This window comes from Methylobacter sp. S3L5C, assembly GCF_022788635.1.
In the GTDB taxonomy this organism is placed as follows: domain Bacteria; phylum Pseudomonadota; class Gammaproteobacteria; order Methylococcales; family Methylomonadaceae; genus Methylobacter_C.
The window spans coordinates 4,644,573-4,664,157 of record NZ_CP076024.1; the positions used below are offsets into that span (position 1 = coordinate 4,644,573).

Below are 19,585 nucleotides of genomic sequence, written 5' to 3' on the forward strand. Positions count from 1 at the left end.
TTGTTTAGGCCTTGTCTGGGTTAAGGTGGACTGTCTGGATTTTTCCCCAATTACGGGAGCTTCCAGTCCAGCGTTGCGGATGTTTAGCACGTGCTGCTTTGTAGACGGCTTTACGGTTATCCAGAAGCTTGTCGTCCAAGCCTTCATGACGTTGTGCTGGTGTAACAAAGCGGATAGCGCTGTGACGATGCTCATGGTTGTACCATTCCACTAAGCTTGTGACCCACTGACGCGCTTCCGTAACATCGGCGAACGGCTTTAGCGGATAGTTAGGACGATATTTCAAGGTCTTAAACAGCGATTCTGAGTACGGATTATCGTTGCTAACCGATGGCCGACTAAACGAAGGCATGACACCAAGCTGTTGCAAGGTCGCCAGCATAGTCGATCCCTTCATTGGGCTGCCGTTGTCAGAATGCAGGATAAGCTGTTCTGCCTGTATACCTTCACGATGACAAAGATCACGTAACAATTCGCCAGCCAAGGCGCTGTTTTCTTCTTCATATACCTGCCAACCGACGATCTTTCGGCTGAAAATATCAACAAATAGATACAGATAGAAAAACTGTCCACGGATCAGTGATGGCAGATAAGTAATGTCCCAACTGTACAGTTGATTAGGTGCTGTAGCACAGACCGCGCGCGGCTTGGTGCGTATTTGAACTGGCCGTTCGCTACGCCGATGGGTAAGCTGTTTTTCCTCGCGCAGGATGCGATAGAAGGTCGACTCAGACGCCAGATAGCTGCCTTGGTCGGCCAGTCGTGGCACGATCTGACTCGGTGGCAGATGACCAAATTCATCTGAATTGGCGAGTGTCAGCACCTCGGTGCGCTCGATTGCTGTTAGTTTGTGTGGCGGTTGATAGTCACGCAAAGGGCGTTGATCGCAGTGAATCGTCTCACCGGTCTGCCAGCGTTGCAAGGTCCGTTCGCTCAGGCCCAGCACCTCACAGGCTTTAGCTTTGCGAGCCCCCGCTGTTACCGATTCATTCAGTAAAACAATCACTTGCTTGCGCTCTTCGTGGGGAGTCATTCGACCTCTCCCCCCAAGAGCGCACGGAACTTTTTTTGCAGCACCAACAGCGCTGCGGCCTCTGCCAAGGCCTTGTCTTTACGTAATAATTCGCGCTCAAGAGTTTGGTTTTCTTCTTTCAATGTACGTAAAATCCGCGCTTCTTCACGTTTGCCTACTGAGTCACCCTGGCTACAAAAATCTGTTTTCCACTGCTCCAGTTGATGAATAAAAACGCCGCGTTCACGACACCAGGCATTTAAGTCTTCACCGATCAAATTATAGGTTTTTTGTAAAGCGGTAAAACGTTCTTCAGAACTCCAATCCTCGGGACGCTTTGATTTCCGGGGTGCAGGTTTGACGTTCTGTTCCTTCTGTTTCATCCAAGCCTTCAAGGTTGTTAAATGGATATTCAATTCGTTTGCGACGGACTGAACTGATTGGTCATTACCACGATTGTATACTTTTACCAGGGCCTGCTCTCTGAAGCCTACTGAATACCTTTTATATTTTTTCATTTTGAATCTCAAATTTTATTTTTTCTTAAAATTTGAGGCGACAACTATTCTGACGCAGGGGGGAATAGGCGTTGCTGTTCCTACAGTTGCTTTGGATGTTAATGGCACAATTAAATGTGCTACTCAAGCACAGACATCAAATAACACCGCTGTTGCAACCACTAATTTTGTTAACACAGCTGTTTACAATGCAGTTTCAGCAGAGGCATTCTCACGAGACGAATGGGATAAAGGTGTACAGCAGCGACTTGACGATGAAATCAATACACGACAATTTGTAGATGGCTTTAAAGCAACCATTGAGTCACCAACATTTACTGGCACCGTGACTATACCAGAAGGATCACTTTCACGACCTGGCTTATCTTTCGCCAATGATGGCTCTCCAGATACTGGGTTTTATCACACTAGCGATGGTGTTTTTTCAGTAGCTAATAATAACATAGCTACTATGCAGTTTACCTCAAGCCAGATTAATGTTCTGGTCAATCTGGCTTCCCCTACACATGGAAATACAGTATCAAATAACCTTGTAGCAACAACTGGGTTTGTACATAACGTTGTAAGCGAGCACATTGGGTATGAAGTTACTAACCGTAACGATGCCATATCAAATGCTGTAATTGCAGAAGGTGAATTTAGATACGATCAAGATTTTGCTGAACAGCAGAATCGCATTAATGCAGATAATATATTACAAACCAATATAAACAATAAAGCTCCGCTTAATTCCCCTTCCTTTACTAGCACACCGACATCAACACAGGCCACTGACTCTGACAACTCTTACCGGATAGCCACGACCAACTGGATTCGCAGCGCAATGGCTAATATTGCATCATCAGCAGGACTTACGGCTAGTTATGGAGTTAACGGGTACATTAAATTCCCGTCGTGGCTTGGTGGGTTAGTTATTCAGTGGGGTGTGTCACAAGGAATTCAGAGTGATACGCAGAGTTATTGCGGATTCGCGATGGCATTCCCAAACGCTTGCTTAAATGTTGTGGCAACACCAAAAGCCACGTCATCAACTATAGATAACTGGGCGCTGATAATTGATTTTAGCAAGACCGGGTGCACGATAGGTCGCGGCTGGTACACAGGTATGACACCAGAAACCAACAGCATGTTTTTCATAGCAATAGGGTATTAAGATGCGATTTAGCTTAAAAAATAAAGGGTTTTATCCGGAATCGATAAATTATGATAATTTACCTGACGATTTAATAACTATTGATAACGAAACTTATTTAATTGCATTATCTGTGGATTTTAGCAGCATTGATGTTGTTAATGGGGCGCTAGTTATCATTCAGGATTCTCCTGAGCAGATACTTGATAATGCAAAAATATCACAGATAGCCACGCTCGATAAATCCTGTCACGATCAAATTGTATCGGGATTTTATTCATCGGCATTAGGCGCACAGCATGAATACCCAAGCAAGCCAAACGATCAAACTAATATGATCGGCTTGATTACTGAATCAGTATTACCTGGAGCTACTGATGAATATAAATTCTGGTGTGAAGATAATATGGGTAATTGGGCGCGATTAATTCATACCAAGCTACAGATTCAGGAGGTTGGTCTGGCTTTCTCAGCACATATCAAAGCACAGCAAACAATATATGAAAATAAGTTATCTGCTATTTCAGAAGCGACTACCCAAGCCGCACTTGATGCTATCGTCTGGTAATGACCTGGACACCACTAACCATAACTCCACCCACTGGTAATGCCGACTCGATTGATAGCCAATCAGGCGGCAGTATCAAAAAACGCCTGGTACATCCATGGATATCAGGTGTGGGAGAAGGAACCGGACATTATCGATACCTAAGCTTTCCTAATGCGGTAAATGCACTGGTAACAACCTTAACGACAGAACAGGCTGCCTTAGGTATTGCGGTTTCAGCATCAAATTTAACGGATTTTGCCAATGATCTTGAGGCATTAAATCAGGTATTTCCGGTTAATGAATTAAGTGCATTAGCAAGAAAAGCACGGGGACTGATAACCTTAGAGTCTAACAAATTTGATCTGCCGAAAGCCGCCGGTACTATTGCCACACAAGCAATGTCAATGTCTGGACTTGGTGCTATAGCGGATCTAAGAAAATCGGCATTGCTTCAACAAGCCTTATCAGCCGCAACAGAATTTGGATTATCAAGCCCCTTAAGTAATCTAACAAACTTTGAAAGCAAAAAAACAGCGGCTTTAACGGCTATTTCTTCTGCATTAACGTCATCAAAAGACAATTTTTCAGGCGGTGCAGGTTGGCGGTTTTATGCTGATAGCGATATTGCTAATGCTATGACACAAAACATGCTTGATCATCGTTATACATTGACAGCAATACTGTTATTTACGGGGACACCAGCAGAATTGGCGCTTTTACGGGAGGTTATTGTATGAGTATTCATTTAAACGGCACCAAAATACCGGGTTATGGACAAAAAGTATCTGTTGATTTATCGCTGGCCAGTGAAGATATGAGTGGTAATAGTAGTCATACACCAAAGGCAGAAAAAGGCGATAAAGCTAAGTCTTTAAAGGTGCAATTAACCATTAAATTTAGTGATGAAGCCGATTTAAAGTCGATAGTTACAATGGCTGAAGCTAAAAACAGTTCTGGTGAGCGTGAAATTTACAATATCATCAATCAAACAGCCAATGCAGTTGGTATGCGTAAAGTTAATTTTACTGAAACGTTGTCTATTAAAGAAAATGACGGTACCGAGGATTGGAGTATTAATTTTTCGTTAACCGAATATGAGTCAGTACCCGAGAAGAAAGAAGCCAGACAGGCTGAGAAAAAGGTTCAGTCTCAAACGGCAAAGGGAACCTCAGTAAATGGCCAGACGACTGCAACAACAACTACACCTATTACTGATCAGGCTATTGAATTAACGCCATTTGAGAAAATCGTAAAAGACTTTGATACCCGATTGGGTGGATCATGAGATTAAGCCGGCAACTCAATATCAACAATGTGTCCTATCCCGTTATTGAAGACAGAATATTACTGGATTTGGATTCACCTGGGCGCGCACAATTTTTAATTGATGCCGGAGATAAGCCCATAACAGCAAAACAAATTGTTTCTTTTAGTTTCGGTTATGGCATTAATGATACGATGCAGCGCTTTTTCCTGGGATTTATTGATACTGTTAACACCGTTGATCGTCGGCAACAACTGTTTTGTCGAGAGTTATCCGCTACGCTGTTTGCACCACTCGCACTGGATTTGCGGCATGTAACCATGCTGGAGGTTATTACCGAGATTCATAAAAAAACCGGACTGACATTTAGTATCGGAAATGGTGACTACAGCATGACTAAAGTAGCCAATTTTTATAATTTGGGTAATGGTTATCAGGCCATGCAGTCTATGGAACGGGTATTTAAAATACCAAACTATCTATGGCAACAACAAGGTGATGGCGTGATTTATGCCGGTAGTTGGGATGATTCCCGATATGCAGATAAACCAATGACCCTATCAACAGATTTTTTCACTGAGCATTTATCAAACAGCGCCAAACTTGCGGCAATACCGGTGTTAAGACCAGGTGTTAGTCTGAATGGCAATATCATCAGTCAAATTGACTTTAGCAGTAATCACATGGGGTTGAAATGGAAGCAGCAATAAAACGCATGGTCCAAAAAGCTTACCCGGAACTGGCTGGTGGTTATCATCTACCACGCTTTGCCGAAGTGGTTGGTGCCAGGGAAACGCCTAAAGGTGGTGAAATCTGTGACGAGTTTAGACCGGTAATGGCAGTTGATATACAAGTTTTGACTGAACACGGTGAACCTGATGAAAAGTTTCCTGTTTTAAAGGATGTTGCTTTACCAGGGCAAGGTTCTGGTCACGAAAGCGGTACCGGCTCATTTCCAGAAAATGGCACGTGGGTAGAGATTGGCTTTGCTTATGGCAGTCCCAATAAACCGTTTATTCGCTGTATTCTTCCGCATGGCCGTAGTCAAATACCAATCGAGCGTGGTGAGCTGCGTACCCAACACTCTGCACAAAGTTATCAGACTATCGATAAAGACGGTAATCATCAGCGGATAACAGATGGCACGATGTCAGACAGTAGCCTAAAAAAGACCAGCACCGCAACAGAACATGATGACCATTTTGGTGTTAGCACCATAATAGTTGATACTAATGCCACCGAAACTATTGGCGGCATTAAAAAGCTGTTGGCTAATATGGGTATGGAGATGATGAGTGGTGAGCGCTTTGACATCGGTGCCGTTGGTGATTTGAATAGCATTAGCAAAACCAAAGTGCATTCGATAGCGCCAAAGCATTGGGTAGGCTCAACCAACGAGAATGTTTTAAAGCAGTTATCCGAGTTAATGGATCTGGTGATGACGCTATGTACGGTTTTATCGACCCACACCCATTCCGGAGTACAAAGTGGCGGTGGCAATACCGCCGCACCTGTTCAAGCCAGTAATATTAACGCGGTAAAAACGAATACCAATGCCGTTAAAGTCCGGCTGGATGGGATTACTGAGACGACTCCCTTGGTTTAGTTAGTAGTTTTCCCTACAACTAGTTTTACAATCATTCCTTGGGCTTCTTTAACTAACTGATCAGTCACTATTCCGACTAAATCAGGGAAACGATTTAGATAAAATCTTGGCTCAGTCTTAAATTCATGCATTGTCAAACGGTTAACCCCGAACTCAAGAAAATCTGGGGAAATCTCACGAAAACTCTTTTCTTTACCAGATCCAGTTGTTGATAAATAACTAACCTCACGCAAAACACCTACTCTAACCAGAGCTGCACCAATGGTATCTGGGCGAAGCGACAAATCGAAAGCTTTAATCAATTGGGTTAAACTCGCTATATCTGGGCTATTCACTACTCACACCATCAATAAGTATCCTCAAAAAGTCCATCTGGCTAACAATTTTTGGCTCAATATAATGACCATACTTTATATCGTCAAAAATATCATACGTAACCTCACCTTGATTCATTTCACCTTTAAGTTCATCCCATGTCATAGGGGATGATGAGCGTACTTGCAAAGTAGGATAACCTTTAGTAGAACTCAGTAAATCGCCCTCTTTAAAATATATCTTCGGTCCTTGAGTCCAGATCATATAAGGTTTTTTATCTTTCATCCGTTGATCATAGCTAATATCAAGTGCATCGCGGAAACTATAAGTAACGCTATAAGCCCAATGCCCATTATTTAAGTCACCCTTCATATCGGAATAACTCACACTCGGAACAATCAGCTGAAGATGCCTTTTAAGCCTCGGATCCCACATATTTTTTAAAAAAGAAAATATTTCATCTGTACTCATACCAACCTCCTCAAGTTGACAAACTAAAAAAATACAATTACCCTACTCACACTTTCGCAAAAAACGAGAGACGGTTTTGACAGACCGATTATCAAGGCGCAGCAGCTATGTGCCTATCAAGGTTCATGGCTTTTTTTATGCCTCCACATTCGTTATGGTGGGTGGTGTATTGGGGAGCCGAAAGGCTCGCCGGTCCTTGATCCGGTCTGTCAACCCGATACATCATCCACCGCCCTAAGTTTGACAGCTCCGGTCGGTGGTAATTAACCACAATCAAGGAGAAATCCATGAATACGCTATTAACCTGGCTACTGTCCGTAGCATCGACACACCATAAAACCCCTGTCCGTCTGTTTCAAATCCGTTATCAACGCGCCATCCGTGGGATTCGCGCCCTGCTGTTGCCACCGGCTTTAACTCGGGAGGTGTAACATGAATCATCAATTAAAAACCCTAGCCAACCCGTTCCAGTTTACCGATTCGGACATCCGCACCGCCACTGACGAGCACAGCGAAGTGTGGTTCTGCGCTAAAGACGTTTGCACAGTACTTGATATTGAATGGACTGGACACACCCTAGATAATATGCCTGAAAACTGGTTTATGGTGGTAAAACTCACCACCATAAAAGGCGAAAGAGAAGCCTATTTCATCAACGAAGCCGGTCTTTATCACCTGATCTTCCGCTCGAATAAACCCAAAGCCAAAGACTTTGCCAATTGGGTTTGCGAAACCGTTCTGCCTGAAATACGTAAAACCGGTTTCTTTGGTACTATCGACATCAAAGACCAGATCAACATCGCCAAACAGATTGATACTCTGTCCCTGCAAATCATCCAAACCAAGAACGCTTACCGACGTAAACTGTTGCAAGACCAACTACGCCGTCTCTGTAACATTGTCAACCAACCTATACCACCAGATAATTGGATAGCGTTGACTCATGACCAGGTTGATCTATTTGGTGAGCAATCATGAAAAAGCGACAACAAATAGAGACCGAGCAGATCCTTCATGCCTTGGAAGGCGCAGCCCAAGGTATTGCGGCTGCTGTCGAACAAGAAACCATTACATCTATGCAAATCTACTGCCTGCTTAACATCCTGATTAAGCAACTACAAGCCAACCTGTCCCACTAACAACCTCATAGCCGGGCTAATCACTCGGCTTCAGTACCGCCTTACCACCACCAACCGCCAATCACTCAGGCCGCACTAAATCGGTGCAATAGTACCCCAGAGCCGCCGGCTGAAAATCACTCCTCCTCACCCGCGATGTTTTTGCATTTTTTTTATGCATTGAAATATCGAGCGCACAACTTTAGTGTGTCTATGATTCCTGAAGGAACCTTAATTAGTGGGGTTTTGGTGGTTTTTTTTACTTTTGAAATGCAATCGAATGATTGCAATATTTGAACAGAAAGTGGTGGTTCAGAAAAAGTTGAACCGCCACTTTACCGCCAATCATTAACTTATAAATCTAAATTATCCTTATAAATCAATGAGTTATATGGTGGAGGCGGGGGGAATTGAACCCCCGTCCGCAAGCACTCCGCCTTAAGGTCTACATGCTTATCTCGCTCTTTATTTTAGCTAATGACTACCCGTCGAGCCAAGAAAATCATCAGCGATTCCGTAAAGTTTTAGCGCATCCACACCGGACGGATTTCAACGCGATCTTATGTAAATGACCTCTGAACGTTCAGCGAACCGAACTCCACCCGCATAAGCACAGATGGTCAAAGGAATGGTGCTGTGTTTAAGCAGCTAAAGCCATTGAGTAGTTTTCGTCATTTGCGAATACTTAAGTTTCAGTAGATTTTACGAGGTGTACTGTCCTCGGCATGCGCTTAAGGTTTTGCTACCCACGTCGAAGCCATGTCGCCCCCTTGTGGTTTGCAGGCTAAAAGATTTAGCCTTTATCAAGAAGTTCTATTTTACAGCTAACATAATAAATGAGCTGGCTGTTTTTGTAAACTATCTTTGATTTTTAGATTCTGTTGCTGCGCACCCAGTGCGCAGCAACAGATGTTCGGCACTTAGATAACGGTTACGTTTTCTGCTTGTGGGCCTTTTTGACCTTGAGTAACAGTAAACTGTACTTTTTGGCCTTCATCAAGAGACTTATAGCCGCCTGAGTTTTGAATTTGTTGAAAATGTACGAAAACGTCAGGACCTGATGCTTGTTCGATAAAACCGAAGCCTTTATCAGAGTTAAACCATTTGACGGTACCAGTTGTAATTGTAGACATGATGAATCCTATAAATATTAAATAATAAAGCCGTTAAGGCCAGTAAAGCAGGTAAATTTGGAAATTACAAAATGAAAAACAGGACGAGAAACTACAAAAGAGACATCGAAATGGTAAGCAGAGGGTAAATCTTATTTTCAAGCTGATGTGTATTTTAAGCTGTTATTCATCAATGTCAAATTATATTTTTAACTGGCCAAGCAAACAAGTTTTAACGATTGGCTTTAAAGTAACCTAACGTGAGTCACTGCAAGATTGTGCGTAGCGAATTTTTTGTTGCGGACCAAGGCATAATCCCCTGATTTTCTATACCAAAACACTTAGCCCCACTGATTCTACTAAAGTCATTTGTTTGGCTACTTTCCTGTCCATTTTCATATCATCACATCCTGAGATGATAAAAACCAAAACTAACATATACTTTATTTTTTTCATGCGATTACACCTTCATTATTAAACGTTTATAACGCTTGCTTATATTTATAAAATTACTGCTGGTAGTTTAATAGGATTGTAATACCTTGTCATTAAACACACGCGATATTATCTATCGAGAGCTTAAATCAACCGAACCCTGAACCCAATTTACCGCCATCTTTTTCTGGCATCAACCAGACTTAGTTGCAGATGGACTTAACTGTACTGGTATCAAAGCCTTAATTTACTTTTTTTCGCCTTGGAGCAAGACCAAAGCATCTTCTATCTGACAGTAAGTCACGTTGATATCATGTCGCTGTTTGAATAAACGCTGTAGCTGCCTCACATCAGGATTATCAAGCTTCATTTTTGTAATCAGGCTCGATAAATCCTCATTGACAGCCCACGGATAAATAAGCCATCGCCATTCGTTGACAGTCTCGGCATAAAAGTCGGGAATAAAAGTGGAAACCGTTTTAAAGTGCAGGCTTGCCGTACATAATTTTTTTACCGTACCACAATGCATAACATGATCCAATGCAACGGCAAAAGTATCGCCGCTATCTGAAACATCATCCAGTAGCAGGATATTTCGCCCACTAATATCGGTGTTTAACGAATATTTTACAAAGGCTTCATGTTGTTTATAAGCACCTTGATAATGTTCAATTTTGAAGCTGGTCAAATCAAAAATACCAAGCATGTCCGACAAAATTCGACCGGGAACGTAACCACCCCTGCCTATAGCCACAATCCCGTCAATCTGGCAATTTGCCTTACGCAATTGACCGACCAGTTGCCGACATAAACTGTCAACCTTATCCCAGGTTATTAAGGTACAAAGCATTTGTTGATTCATATAAAACCTCAAGATAATTGAGTCAACTTAAGAAACTGACGTTTAATTAAATACCGCTAAAATTCCACCGGAATTTTATGTCTGTCAAATACCCCCCCCTTTTTTTGCACTTTACTCTATTTTTAGCACCTTGGCACCGCGTATCTTTCCAGTCTTCAATTCAATTTATGCAAGAACATGAACCTCAGGCTTGAGATTTTTTTTGCGGCCAGACTCCATCTAAAACAAGACAGTTTAAAGTTAAGTTGCTCGTATAATTATTGTGCTGTTAATAACAAAACCTGAAAAAATGACTGTTACGTTTACGACAATTTTTTCATTTAAAAAACAAAAAAATAATATAAATCAATAATATAAAATAAAATTCCAGCGTTGGCATGACCTGTGCTTTTACTTATTGTAAATACACTTACGAGGTCAAGACCATGCAATTGCCAGTATTAAACAATACCCCTTCCCACGCAGAGCATGAGGCTAAGGGTGGTTGTGCAGCCAGTTCGTGTGGCACTTCAGAAAATCAAATGGATTCGCTGCCTGATTCAATACGGGAAAAAGTACAGAATCATCCGTGTTATTCAGAAGATGCACATCATTACTTTGCAAGGATGCATGTGGCGGTTGCTCCCGCTTGCAATATCCAGTGTCATTACTGTAACCGTAAATATGATTGCTCAAATGAATCACGTCCCGGCGTCGTTTCTGAAGTGCTGACGCCGGATCAGGCCGTTAAAAAAACCATGGCTGTGGCGGCCAATATTCCGCAAATGACTGTATTGGGTATTGCAGGTCCCGGTGATCCTTTGGCTAATCCTGAGCGTACTTTTGAGACCTTCAGGCGTTTAAGTCTTGAAGCCCCGGATATTAAATTGTGCGTATCAACTAACGGTTTGGCTCTACCAGAATCCGTAGAGGAATTAGCCAAGCATAATATTGATCATGTCACTATTACCATTAATTGCGTTGATCCTGAAATCGGCGCAAAAATTTATCCGTGGATTTTCTGGAATAACAAACGCATTAAAGGCGTAAAAGGCGCGAAAATTCTGATTGCACAACAGCAAAAGGGTCTGGAAATGCTGATTGCCAAAGGCATTCTGGTTAAGGTTAACTCGGTAATGATTCCCGGTGTTAACGATCAGCATTTAGCTGAAGTCAGCAGAGTCGTCAAAGCCAAAGGTGCATTTCTACACAATGTGATGCCGCTGATTTCCGAACCGGAACACGGGACTTTTTATGGCGTGATGGGGCAACGAGGTCCAACACCTGATGAATTACAAGATCTGCAAGATAGCTGCTCCGGCGATATGAATATGATGCGTCATTGCCGACAATGTCGGGCCGATGCCGTGGGTATGTTGGGTGAAGATCGCGGCGATGAATTTACGCTGGACAAGATTGAAGTTATGGAAATTGATTATGAAGCCGCGATGGAAAAACGCAAGGTGATACACCTTGCCATACAGGCTGAAATGGACAGTAAACGTTTGGAAAAATCTGAAAAAGCACAACAACAAAAACAAGAACCCAAGCTGACCACACGTCCGGTATTGATGGCGGTAGCCACCAGCGGGCAAGGCGTGATTAACCTGCACTTTGGCCATGCCAAAGAATTTCTGATTTATGAAGCCTCGCCAGACGGGGTGCGTTTTATCAGTCATCGCAAAGCCGATCAATACTGTGGTGGCGATACGTCTTGCGGCGATGGTGAAACCACTTTGCAAGTAACTATTCGCGCTTTGGCTGGCTGCGAAGCGGTACTGTGTTCCAAAGTCGGTTATGAACCTTGGGAAATGCTGGAAGCAGCCGGTATCGCCCCCAACGGTGAACATGCCATGGAACCTATCGAAGAAGCCGTGCTGGCCGTCTATAAAGAAATGGCAACAGCCGGTAAGTTGGCTGTAATATCTGAGGTAATCCGCGCAAGTGCATAACAAAACTATAAATACGCTGGTTCCCAAGCTTGAGCTTGGGAACCAGGAAGGCGAAGCTCCAACTTCGCGTAAATGCTTTAGGAGTCTGTTATGGCAGTAAAAATTATTGAGTCTTGCGTTAATTGTTTTGCCTGTGAGCCGGTTTGTCCCAGTAACGCAATTTATGAGGCCAAACCGCATTTTTTGGTAAACCCTAAAAAATGCACCGAATGTGAAGGTGATTTTCCGGTCTTTCAATGTGCCAGTATTTGCCCAATTGAAGGAGCAATTCTGGATTCGTTTGGAATAGCGATTAACCCGCCCGGTTCTTTAACTGGTATTCCGCCGGAAAAAATGGCTGAAGCCATGGCGGAATTACAGTCCCACTGACCAAGGACATCACTGATGGCTACTGTCACTTTCTATGAAAAACCTGGTTGTATTAATAATACCCGGCAAAAGAGACTGTTGGCAGCAGCAGGTCATCAAGTTATTGCTAAAAATATATTAACTGAAAACTGGCAGGCAGAGCGCTTACGCATTTTCTTCGGTGCATTAGCAGTACGAAATTGGTTCAATTATAGCGCCCCAGCTATAAAAAATGGCGAGATTGATGCTGATAACCTGACTGAACAGGAAGCGTTAGTGCTGATGCTGAAAAACCCGTTATTAATTCGTCGTCCGTTAATGCAAGTCGGAAACCGCTTTATGGCAGGATTTGATCAAGAGATAGTAAATAACTGGATTGGCTTAAAAGAAATCGAGACAAATCAGGATCTGGAAAACTGCCCTCGCCCACTTACACAGCCAAACTGCGGTCATGAATAAGCTACCAATTTTAACCGTTGATGGCGTACCACAAGCGGTCGCATTATCGGAAAGAGTCCATTGGATAGGCGCTCTGGACCCAAATTTGCGTACCTTTGACATTATCTTAAAAACCGCCAATGGCACAACTTATAATGCCTATGTGGTTAGAGGCAGTGAGGGCGTTGCCATTATTGATACGGTAAAAGAAAATTTTGCCGATGATTTTTTTGCCCGTCTGGAGTCGGTAGCCAGTTATGACGAAATTAAAGTCATTGTCTTAAATCATTTGGAACCCGACCATACTGGTGCTTTGCCTGAACTGATGCGCAGGGCGCCACAAGCCCAACTTTACATTTCGCAAAAAGCGCAATCCATGCTCAAAGCCTTGTTAAAACAGGATGAGTTTGATTTTACGCCGGTAATGACCGGTGACAAGGTATCACTGGGAGACCGTACCTTGGCATTTTTTCATACACCATATTTACATTGGCCGGATACGCAATGTACTTATCTGGTAGAAGAAAAAACCTTATTTTCAGGCGATGTGTTTGGCTGCCATTTCTGCGATGTGCGATTGTTTAACGATGTTGTCGGCGATTTTCGCTTTTCTTTTGAATATTACTATGCCCACATCATGCGGCCATTCAAAGACTATGTAAATCGCGCGTTGACCCTGCTTGAACCGTTACCGTTGACAACTATCTTGCCTGCCCATGGCCCTTTATTACGCGATCAACCGCAACGGTATCTGCAGCGCTATAACGAATTATCACGTTCTGCCCTGCATAGCGAAATCAGTAGCGGTGAAAAAACGCTGCTGATCTTTTATATCAGTTCCTACGGTAATACACGGCGTATGGCCGAAGCCATTTATGAAGGTGCCATGGCTGTAGAGCACGTACGGGTATCGTTATATGACCTGGAAGGCAGTGAAGTAGGACCGTTTGTCGATTTGATAGAAGGTGCAGACGGTATTTTGTTTGGCACACCGACTATCAATGGCGATGCCGTCAAACCGGTGTGGGATTTATTATCGTCATTGGTGGTTATCAATCTCAAATCAAAACTGGGGGGCGTTTTTGGCTCGTATGGCTGGACCGGCGAAGGCGTGAAAATGGTAGAGGATCGCTTGCGCGGACTCAAGTTACGTGTACCCGTTCCGGGGATACGCATCAAGTTAATTCCGACCGATGAAGAAATCCGGATCTGTTGGCAATTCGGCCATGAAATGGCACAGGATTTAATGGGTTTAAGGCAAGCTAAAGTGATTGATATCGCAGACCTTGCCTGAGAGGCTGTCCGAGAACCTGTCTTAAAACAAGATCTTAATAATTTTTAACGCAACAGGAGAATAGAAATGGCGAAAGCGTCGATTACCTTTGAAGATATAAACGTTACTGTTACTGCACCAGCGGGCACCCGGCTGATTGAGATTTCAGAAAAAGTCGGTTCAGGCATAACTTATGGTTGTCGTGAGGGCGACTGTGGGACTTGTATTACTAAAGTCACGGAAGGCTGGGACAACCTGACCGAGGCGTCAGTACTGGAAGATAAAATCCTGCGTGAAAATATGGCAGGCAAACACAATCGGTTAGCGTGTCAGGCTCAGGTTTTGGGTGGAACCATTAGAGTCAAGCCGGTTTAAAAACACTCCCCTACCCCCTCTTTTCAAAGAGGGGGGTAGGGCTAGCTACCAAGCTGTTGAGACCCTTTTAACAACACGGGAACCCAGTGGCGAAACATCACTTATATTTAAGGAGTAAATCATGGCTTTAGTTACTTTCTCAAGTCCCGAATATCGGGATAAAACTGTCTATGCCGTAGCCGGTAGTCATACGGAATCACTACTGAAACTGGCACGGGAAAACAAAATTCCGATCAATTATGAATGCGAGGACGGCGAATGCGGCACCTGCCTGGTAAAAGTCAGTAGTGTTGACCATAAACATCAGCGCATGGGCGGACCTTTAACAGAAAAGGAAAAAGACGTCTTGCGCGTCAGCGGTAAAATCAGCAAAGAGGAAATGGAGCAAATGATTGTTGATGACCTCCCCTCCCCTTGGCGCCTGGCTTGCCAGATGATTGTCAGGGATGAAGATATTCTGGTTGAATATTAATCATGTCTATGGCGCTTCAACTTCTGAATAACCGGGAACAGTTCTATTCCCGGTTATCAACACTTTCCATAGCATCCAATGAGGAATGGTTGGCGTGCATGGTCGCCAGTTGGTGTGTCGGGCAAGGTATTTTGCCCGACTATCTGGGGTTGGAGCCTGAGCAGTTTAGCCAATTAAAACAGGCTTATTTTCAGGATCAAACCCTTCCAGAGCAAGCCCCATCAGGTAGTCAACTGGATTTTGGGCGTATGCTGGAAAAAGAAGATCTGGTTAATTTGCTAAAACGTTACTCAAGGGCTGACACGCCTGAAATGGACTGGGTAATTGCCATTATTGTTGCCGGTTGTCTGGGCAGCGATCACTTATGGCAGGATTTAGGCCTCTGGTCGCGCTCACAATTAAGTGCGATGTTGCACTACAATTTTCCTGAACTGGCGGCAAAAAACACCCAGAATATGAAGTGGAAAAAGTTCTTGTACAAACAGCTTTGCGAAGCGGAAGGTTTGTATTTATGCCGCGCACCTTCATGTAATGTCTGTATTGATTATCCCAAATGTTATGGTTTTGAGGAGTAAAAAACTCGTAAGGAAAAGCTGTCACGGTTGCCACAAATTATCAACAAATCTGACTCAAAATTGCTTTTTTTGCTGATGAACATATTGCCAAAGAGGAATTACGCTTGGCGGCCACGAAGACCTTCTATGCAACATAGAACCCTTCAAGCGCCTGATCTTTAATAAAGGTTTTGATACTAAGAGGGTAGCGGGTTAAATATATAGGTTGTTTTATAAGTAGCCACATGACATGCTATCAAAAAATAGTTTGTGCTGAATATGACAGCAACCACATCAAAAGATACCGTCAAACAGAGCAAGGGACGCAACACTACCGATCCCAATACGCACAGTTAGCTATCTCTATAATCCTTAATATTCCTGATATTAAACACTAAATGGTGTAAATGCGTTAACGGCTAATGCAGAAGATTTTCTGGCATTAATGCCATATTAAATCACTGGATCTACTTACAGTAAAAGGTCAGGGATAAAATTCGATGCTTTTAGCTCATCCAGATAAGCATCTGCTTGGCTATAGTGTCTCCGCTGACACAGTATATTCACCACTTTACGGTGTACCGGTATTTTTTATTTATTATACCCTTTAAATGAGTCAAGAATGTTTACGCCTAACACAACTAAATTACCCAACAGTAATCCTGGATATCAGCGGGTTTTTAAACCCGACAAACTGACCTTTGGCATGTTTTTTCCGATAGAGGCTTTTAACGGCGATATACCGACCATGCAAAATCAGGTAGGGCTTGCCCAGTTTGCCGAACAAGCCGGCTTTGCCAGCTTGGCGTTTCGCGATGTGCCGTTGCGCGATCCCAGTTTTGGCGATTCCGGCCAAGTGTTTGATGTCTGGCCTTATTTGGGCTATATCGCCGGCCAGACCAAGGAAATCGCCTTACTCACGGCAGCAGTAATTCTGCCGTTGCGCCATCCTGTTCATACCGCGAAAGCGGCGGCAAGTGTTGATCAGCTTTCCAACGGCCGTTTGTTGCTGGGAGTTGCCTCAGGTGACAGGCCGGTTGAATTTCCGGCTTTTGGGGTAGATTTTGAATCACGTGGTGAAAATTTCCGTGAAAAATTAGCACTGCTAAAAATATATTGGGGCCAGTATTTTCCACAAGTGGACAGTAGTTTTGGCCATATGATGGGGGCTGATGTCATCCCCAAGCCGGTAGCCAGCCATGTACCGTTACTGGTGACTGGCCATAGTCAGCAGGATTTAAGTTGGATCGCCGAACATGCTGACGGCTGGATGAGTTATCCGCGCAGTATTGCAGCGCAGGGGCAAATAGTACAACGCTGGCGCGACACCGTTGAGGCGGTGTTACCAGGACAATATAAGCCATTTACCCAGTCATATTTCATTGATTTGACGGATAAGCCGAATGAAGCGACCACACCGATCCATCTTGGCCACCGCTCGGGTCGAAACGCACTATTAACGCATTTACATGCTTGCAAGCGTATTGGAGTTGATCACCTGATTTTTAATCTGAAATACAGCCAGCGACCTGCCGATGAAGTATTGCAGGAGCTGGCTGAATTTGTACTGCCAGAGTTTTTTTAGAGATCATCGAACTAATAAAGCCAAAAGGCCGCATCTGCTTAGTGGTAAAACTGAACTGCCAGTGGATCTTGACCGGCTCAAGAATAAAAGAGCGGCTTTCATCTGAAAGTTGATGTACACGCGCTCTTTGTACCAGACTGCCGACATGATAGAGCAGCACCATAAGTAAAATCGTGTTGAGCGGCTGGAATTAATTTTAAATAATATCAGGAGAAATACTATGTCACGTGTTGTTCGTTTTCATAAAACAGGTGGGCCGGAAGTTTTGCAAATCAACGACGAGCAACTGACGGCTCCCGGCGCAGGCGAGGTACAGATTGAGGTAAAGGCTATCGGTATTAATCGCGCAGAAGTCATGTTTCGCAGTGGCCAGTATCTTGAAACGCCGCAACTGCCGGCACGACTGGGCTATGAAGCTGCCGGTATTGTGGTTTCAGTCGGCGAGGGTGTTAGCGAATTTAAACCGGGTGATACAGTAAGTACCGTACCTGCTTTTTCACAGAATGATTACGGGGTTTATGGTGACTTGGTAAATGTACCTGCGACTGCGGTAGTGAAACATCCTGCGCATTTATCCTGGCCGGAAGCTGCGGCAATATGGATGCAATATATGACGGCTTATGGCGCATTGGTTGATATTGCCGACACCAAAGCCGGCGAATATGTGCTGATTTCAGCGGCATCAAGTAGTGTGGGCGTGGCTGCGATACAAACAGCAAATCTGATCGGTGCCATTCCGGTAGCGCTGACGCGTTACAATAGCAAGCGTGAAGCCTTGCTAAAGGCTGGTGCCAAGTACGTGATTGCCACCGAAGAGCAAGACTTGGTGGCTGAAGTGAACCGTATTACCAACGGCCAGGGTGCACGCGTCATATTTGATCCGGTGGGCGGGCCGACGATTAACAAGTTGGCAGAAGCGACTGCGCAACGCGGTATTATTTTTCAATATGGCGCGCTCAGTAGTGAGCCGACACCATTGCCGCTGTTCACGATACTTGCCAAACAACTGACGATACGCGGTTATACCTTGTTTGAAGTAAGCACAGACCCGGAACGCTTGGCACGTGCCAAGCAGTTCATTATTAAAGGACTCACTGACGGCAAGCTAAAACCTGCAGTAGCAAAGATTTTCAAGCTGGAGCAAGTGGTGGAGGCGCATCGCTACATGGAATCCAACCAGCAAATTGGCAAAATTATTTTAGAAGTTTAAATCCGCATTAATCTAACAATACTTATAACCTTTCAGAAATTAGACATCGATTTAAACATTTACAGATACTATCCTGCAAGGGATGGTATCTGTTGGCATCGAAATTATTTATCTGAAAGTCTATATACTTGCTTTCTACTTTCTACTTTGGAAAATCAGCTCCGCGTGAAACCGCTTCCCAAGCCAGGAACTCCTTGCGCAGTTCATCCAGCTTGGCGACAGCCCCTTCAAAGGCATCGTTGCCAAGCAGAAGATGATGCGGTGGGTTAGCGGATTCGACCGCTTCAACGATGGCTTTAACAGCGCGCAACGGATCGCCGGATTGTTTACCTGAAATTGCACGAAGCTGCTTGCGCACTAAATCGGCTGTGGCTGCATAATCATCAATATGATGTGGGCTTTCGTTCGCTGAACGGCCAGCCCAATCAGTGCGAAAACCGCTCGGTTCGACCAGCATCACTTTAATACCCAATGGTTCTACCTCCTGCCAAAGTGCTTCGGACAAACCTTCTACCGCATATTTCGTGGCGTTGTAGTAGCCCAGCGAAGGAAACGATTTCAGCCCACCAATGGAAGACAAATTGACGATAAAGCCTTGTCTGCGTTTGCGCATGCTTGGCAGCGCCACATGAATCATCCGGCTTAAACCGAAGACATTGATATCGAACATTCTGCGTACCTGATCCTCTTCGCTTTCTTCCACCGCAGCAAAATAGCCGATACCAGCGTTGTTGACGAGTACATCAATACGCCCAAATTTATCTTCTGCCGCTTTAATCGCCGCCTCTGCTTGCAGATGATCGGTTACATCAAGCTTGAGTATCAAAGCGTCACCTTTGCTTGCCAAGTCTTTAACAGACTCGGGATCGCGCGCCGTCACCACGGTGCGGTAACCCAATTCAAGTACATGGCTGGCGAGTGCCCGACCAAAACCGGTTGAGCAACCGGTAATAAACCAAACGGGATTTTCAGTTATCGTTGAAGTGCTATTTGTTGTCATTATT

The 19,585-nt window shown here is 44.0% G+C and carries 23 protein-coding genes, 1 other RNA gene and 1 pseudogene; 18 read left to right on the forward strand and 7 right to left on the reverse strand.

The window, feature by feature from the left end; genetic code table 11:
• Nucleotides 1-4: 4 nt before the first annotated feature.
• Nucleotides 5-1,530 (reverse strand): annotated as a pseudogene (locus KKZ03_RS21015) (IS3 family transposase).
• Between the two features lies 1 nt (nt 1,531).
• Between KKZ03_RS21015 and KKZ03_RS21020 the strand changes: the two are divergent.
• The 6 genes from KKZ03_RS21020 to KKZ03_RS21045 are packed head-to-tail and all read left to right on the forward strand — an operon-like array spanning nt 1,532 to nt 6,082.
• Nucleotides 1,532-2,683, forward strand: coding sequence for a hypothetical protein (locus tag KKZ03_RS21020; RefSeq protein WP_243218700.1), 1,152 nt, complete (start codon nt 1,532-1,534; stop codon nt 2,681-2,683).
• Nucleotide 2,684: 1 nt separating this feature from the next.
• Nucleotides 2,685-3,230, forward strand: a complete 546-nt coding sequence (locus tag KKZ03_RS21025) for a hypothetical protein (RefSeq protein ID WP_243218701.1) — start codon at nt 2,685-2,687, stop codon at nt 3,228-3,230.
• Nucleotides 3,230-3,949 carry a hypothetical protein gene (locus KKZ03_RS21030; protein WP_243218703.1) on the forward strand — a complete coding sequence of 240 codons (720 nt, stop codon included), beginning with the start codon at nt 3,230-3,232 and terminating at the stop codon, nt 3,947-3,949. The genes KKZ03_RS21025 and KKZ03_RS21030 overlap by 1 nt, the downstream gene beginning before the upstream one ends.
• Nucleotides 3,946-4,497, forward strand: coding sequence for a hypothetical protein (locus tag KKZ03_RS21035; protein ID WP_243218704.1), 552 nt, complete (start codon nt 3,946-3,948; stop codon nt 4,495-4,497). Before KKZ03_RS21030 ends, KKZ03_RS21035 begins: the two co-directional genes overlap by 4 nt.
• Nucleotides 4,494-5,186 carry a hypothetical protein gene (locus KKZ03_RS21040; RefSeq protein WP_243218705.1) on the forward strand — a complete coding sequence of 231 codons (693 nt, stop codon included), beginning with the start codon at nt 4,494-4,496 and terminating at the stop codon, nt 5,184-5,186. The genes KKZ03_RS21035 and KKZ03_RS21040 overlap by 4 nt, the downstream gene beginning before the upstream one ends.
• Entirely contained in the window at nt 5,171-6,082 is a 912-nt protein-coding gene (locus KKZ03_RS21045; protein WP_243218706.1) for a hypothetical protein, read from the forward strand. The genes KKZ03_RS21040 and KKZ03_RS21045 overlap by 16 nt, the downstream gene beginning before the upstream one ends.
• Here KKZ03_RS21045 and KKZ03_RS21050 read toward each other — a convergent pair.
• Nucleotides 6,079-6,417 (reverse strand): hypothetical protein, encoded by a 339-nt coding sequence (locus tag KKZ03_RS21050; RefSeq protein WP_243218708.1) that lies wholly within the window; start codon nt 6,415-6,417, stop codon nt 6,079-6,081. The two genes, KKZ03_RS21045 and KKZ03_RS21050, sit on opposite strands and share 4 nt — an antisense overlap.
• The gene (locus KKZ03_RS21055) at nt 6,410-6,868 is read right to left on the reverse strand and encodes a hypothetical protein (protein WP_243218710.1); all 459 of its coding nucleotides are present in this window, start codon (nt 6,866-6,868) and stop codon (nt 6,410-6,412) included. Before KKZ03_RS21055 ends, KKZ03_RS21050 begins: the two co-directional genes overlap by 8 nt.
• A gap of 287 nt (nt 6,869-7,155) precedes the next feature.
• On the opposite strand from KKZ03_RS21055, the gene KKZ03_RS21060 reads away from it, so the two are divergent.
• From KKZ03_RS21060 to KKZ03_RS21070, 3 genes are read left to right on the forward strand one after another with little or no spacing between them, the layout of a single operon-like run.
• The gene (locus KKZ03_RS21060; protein WP_243218711.1) at nt 7,156-7,299 is read left to right on the forward strand and encodes a hypothetical protein; all 144 of its coding nucleotides are present in this window, start codon (nt 7,156-7,158) and stop codon (nt 7,297-7,299) included.
• Nucleotide 7,300: 1 nt separating this feature from the next.
• Entirely contained in the window at nt 7,301-7,846 is a 546-nt protein-coding gene (locus KKZ03_RS21065; RefSeq protein ID WP_243218713.1) for a BRO family protein, read from the forward strand.
• Nucleotides 7,843-8,007: a hypothetical protein gene (locus tag KKZ03_RS21070; RefSeq protein WP_243218714.1), complete on the forward strand. Its 165-nt coding sequence runs from the start codon at nt 7,843-7,845 to the stop codon at nt 8,005-8,007. The genes KKZ03_RS21065 and KKZ03_RS21070 overlap by 4 nt, the downstream gene beginning before the upstream one ends.
• 371 nt (nt 8,008-8,378) lie before the next feature.
• Here KKZ03_RS21070 and ssrA read toward each other — a convergent pair.
• The 3 genes from ssrA to KKZ03_RS21085 all read right to left on the reverse strand — a co-directional run bounded on the left by ssrA (nt 8,379) and on the right by KKZ03_RS21085 (nt 10,395).
• Nucleotides 8,379-8,756, reverse strand: a transfer-messenger RNA (tmRNA) gene (gene ssrA / locus KKZ03_RS21075).
• A 150-nt stretch (nt 8,757-8,906) separates the two neighbouring features.
• A complete protein-coding gene (locus tag KKZ03_RS21080; RefSeq protein WP_305852358.1) occupies nt 8,907-9,119 on the reverse strand; it encodes a cold-shock protein in 213 nt (70 codons plus the stop codon).
• Between the two features lie 661 nt (nt 9,120-9,780).
• Complete coding sequence (locus tag KKZ03_RS21085; protein ID WP_243218715.1) at nt 9,781-10,395, reverse strand: phosphoribosyltransferase; 615 nt, start codon at nt 10,393-10,395, stop codon at nt 9,781-9,783.
• Nucleotides 10,396-10,820: 425 nt separating this feature from the next.
• Between KKZ03_RS21085 and nifB the strand changes: the two genes are divergently transcribed.
• The 9 genes from nifB (at nt 10,821) to KKZ03_RS21130 (ending at nt 18,581) form a co-directional block, all read left to right on the forward strand.
• Nucleotides 10,821-12,326, forward strand: coding sequence for a nitrogenase cofactor biosynthesis protein NifB (gene nifB, locus KKZ03_RS21090; RefSeq protein WP_243218717.1), 1,506 nt, complete (start codon nt 10,821-10,823; stop codon nt 12,324-12,326).
• Between the two features lie 90 nt (nt 12,327-12,416).
• Nucleotides 12,417-12,695 (forward strand): 4Fe-4S dicluster domain-containing protein, encoded by a 279-nt coding sequence (locus KKZ03_RS21095; protein ID WP_243218719.1) that lies wholly within the window; start codon nt 12,417-12,419, stop codon nt 12,693-12,695.
• 15 nt (nt 12,696-12,710) lie between these two features.
• Complete coding sequence (locus tag KKZ03_RS21100) at nt 12,711-13,133, forward strand: ArsC/Spx/MgsR family protein (RefSeq protein ID WP_256451986.1); 423 nt, start codon at nt 12,711-12,713, stop codon at nt 13,131-13,133.
• Nucleotides 13,126-14,406 carry an FprA family A-type flavoprotein gene (locus KKZ03_RS21105; RefSeq protein WP_243218722.1) on the forward strand — a complete coding sequence of 427 codons (1,281 nt, stop codon included), beginning with the start codon at nt 13,126-13,128 and terminating at the stop codon, nt 14,404-14,406. Before KKZ03_RS21100 ends, KKZ03_RS21105 begins: the two co-directional genes overlap by 8 nt.
• Before the next feature lie 66 nt (nt 14,407-14,472).
• A complete protein-coding gene (locus KKZ03_RS21110) occupies nt 14,473-14,760 on the forward strand; it encodes a 2Fe-2S iron-sulfur cluster binding domain-containing protein (protein WP_243218725.1) in 288 nt (95 codons plus the stop codon).
• A gap of 121 nt (nt 14,761-14,881) precedes the next feature.
• Nucleotides 14,882-15,232 carry a 2Fe-2S iron-sulfur cluster binding domain-containing protein gene (locus KKZ03_RS21115; RefSeq protein ID WP_243218726.1) on the forward strand — a complete coding sequence of 117 codons (351 nt, stop codon included), beginning with the start codon at nt 14,882-14,884 and terminating at the stop codon, nt 15,230-15,232.
• A gap of 2 nt (nt 15,233-15,234) precedes the next feature.
• Nucleotides 15,235-15,807, forward strand: coding sequence for a nitrogen fixation protein NifQ (locus tag KKZ03_RS21120; RefSeq protein WP_243218728.1), 573 nt, complete (start codon nt 15,235-15,237; stop codon nt 15,805-15,807).
• Between the two features lie 601 nt (nt 15,808-16,408).
• Entirely contained in the window at nt 16,409-17,371 is a 963-nt protein-coding gene (locus KKZ03_RS21125; RefSeq protein ID WP_243218730.1) for an LLM class oxidoreductase, read from the forward strand.
• Nucleotides 17,372-17,591: 220 nt separating this feature from the next.
• Complete coding sequence (locus tag KKZ03_RS21130; RefSeq protein ID WP_243218735.1) at nt 17,592-18,581, forward strand: zinc-dependent alcohol dehydrogenase family protein; 990 nt, start codon at nt 17,592-17,594, stop codon at nt 18,579-18,581.
• Nucleotides 18,582-18,723: 142 nt separating this feature from the next.
• Here the strand turns inward: KKZ03_RS21130 and KKZ03_RS21135 are convergent, their stop codons facing one another.
• The gene (locus KKZ03_RS21135; RefSeq protein ID WP_243218736.1) at nt 18,724-19,581 is read right to left on the reverse strand and encodes an oxidoreductase; all 858 of its coding nucleotides are present in this window, start codon (nt 19,579-19,581) and stop codon (nt 18,724-18,726) included.
• Nucleotides 19,582-19,585 lie beyond the last annotated feature (4 nt).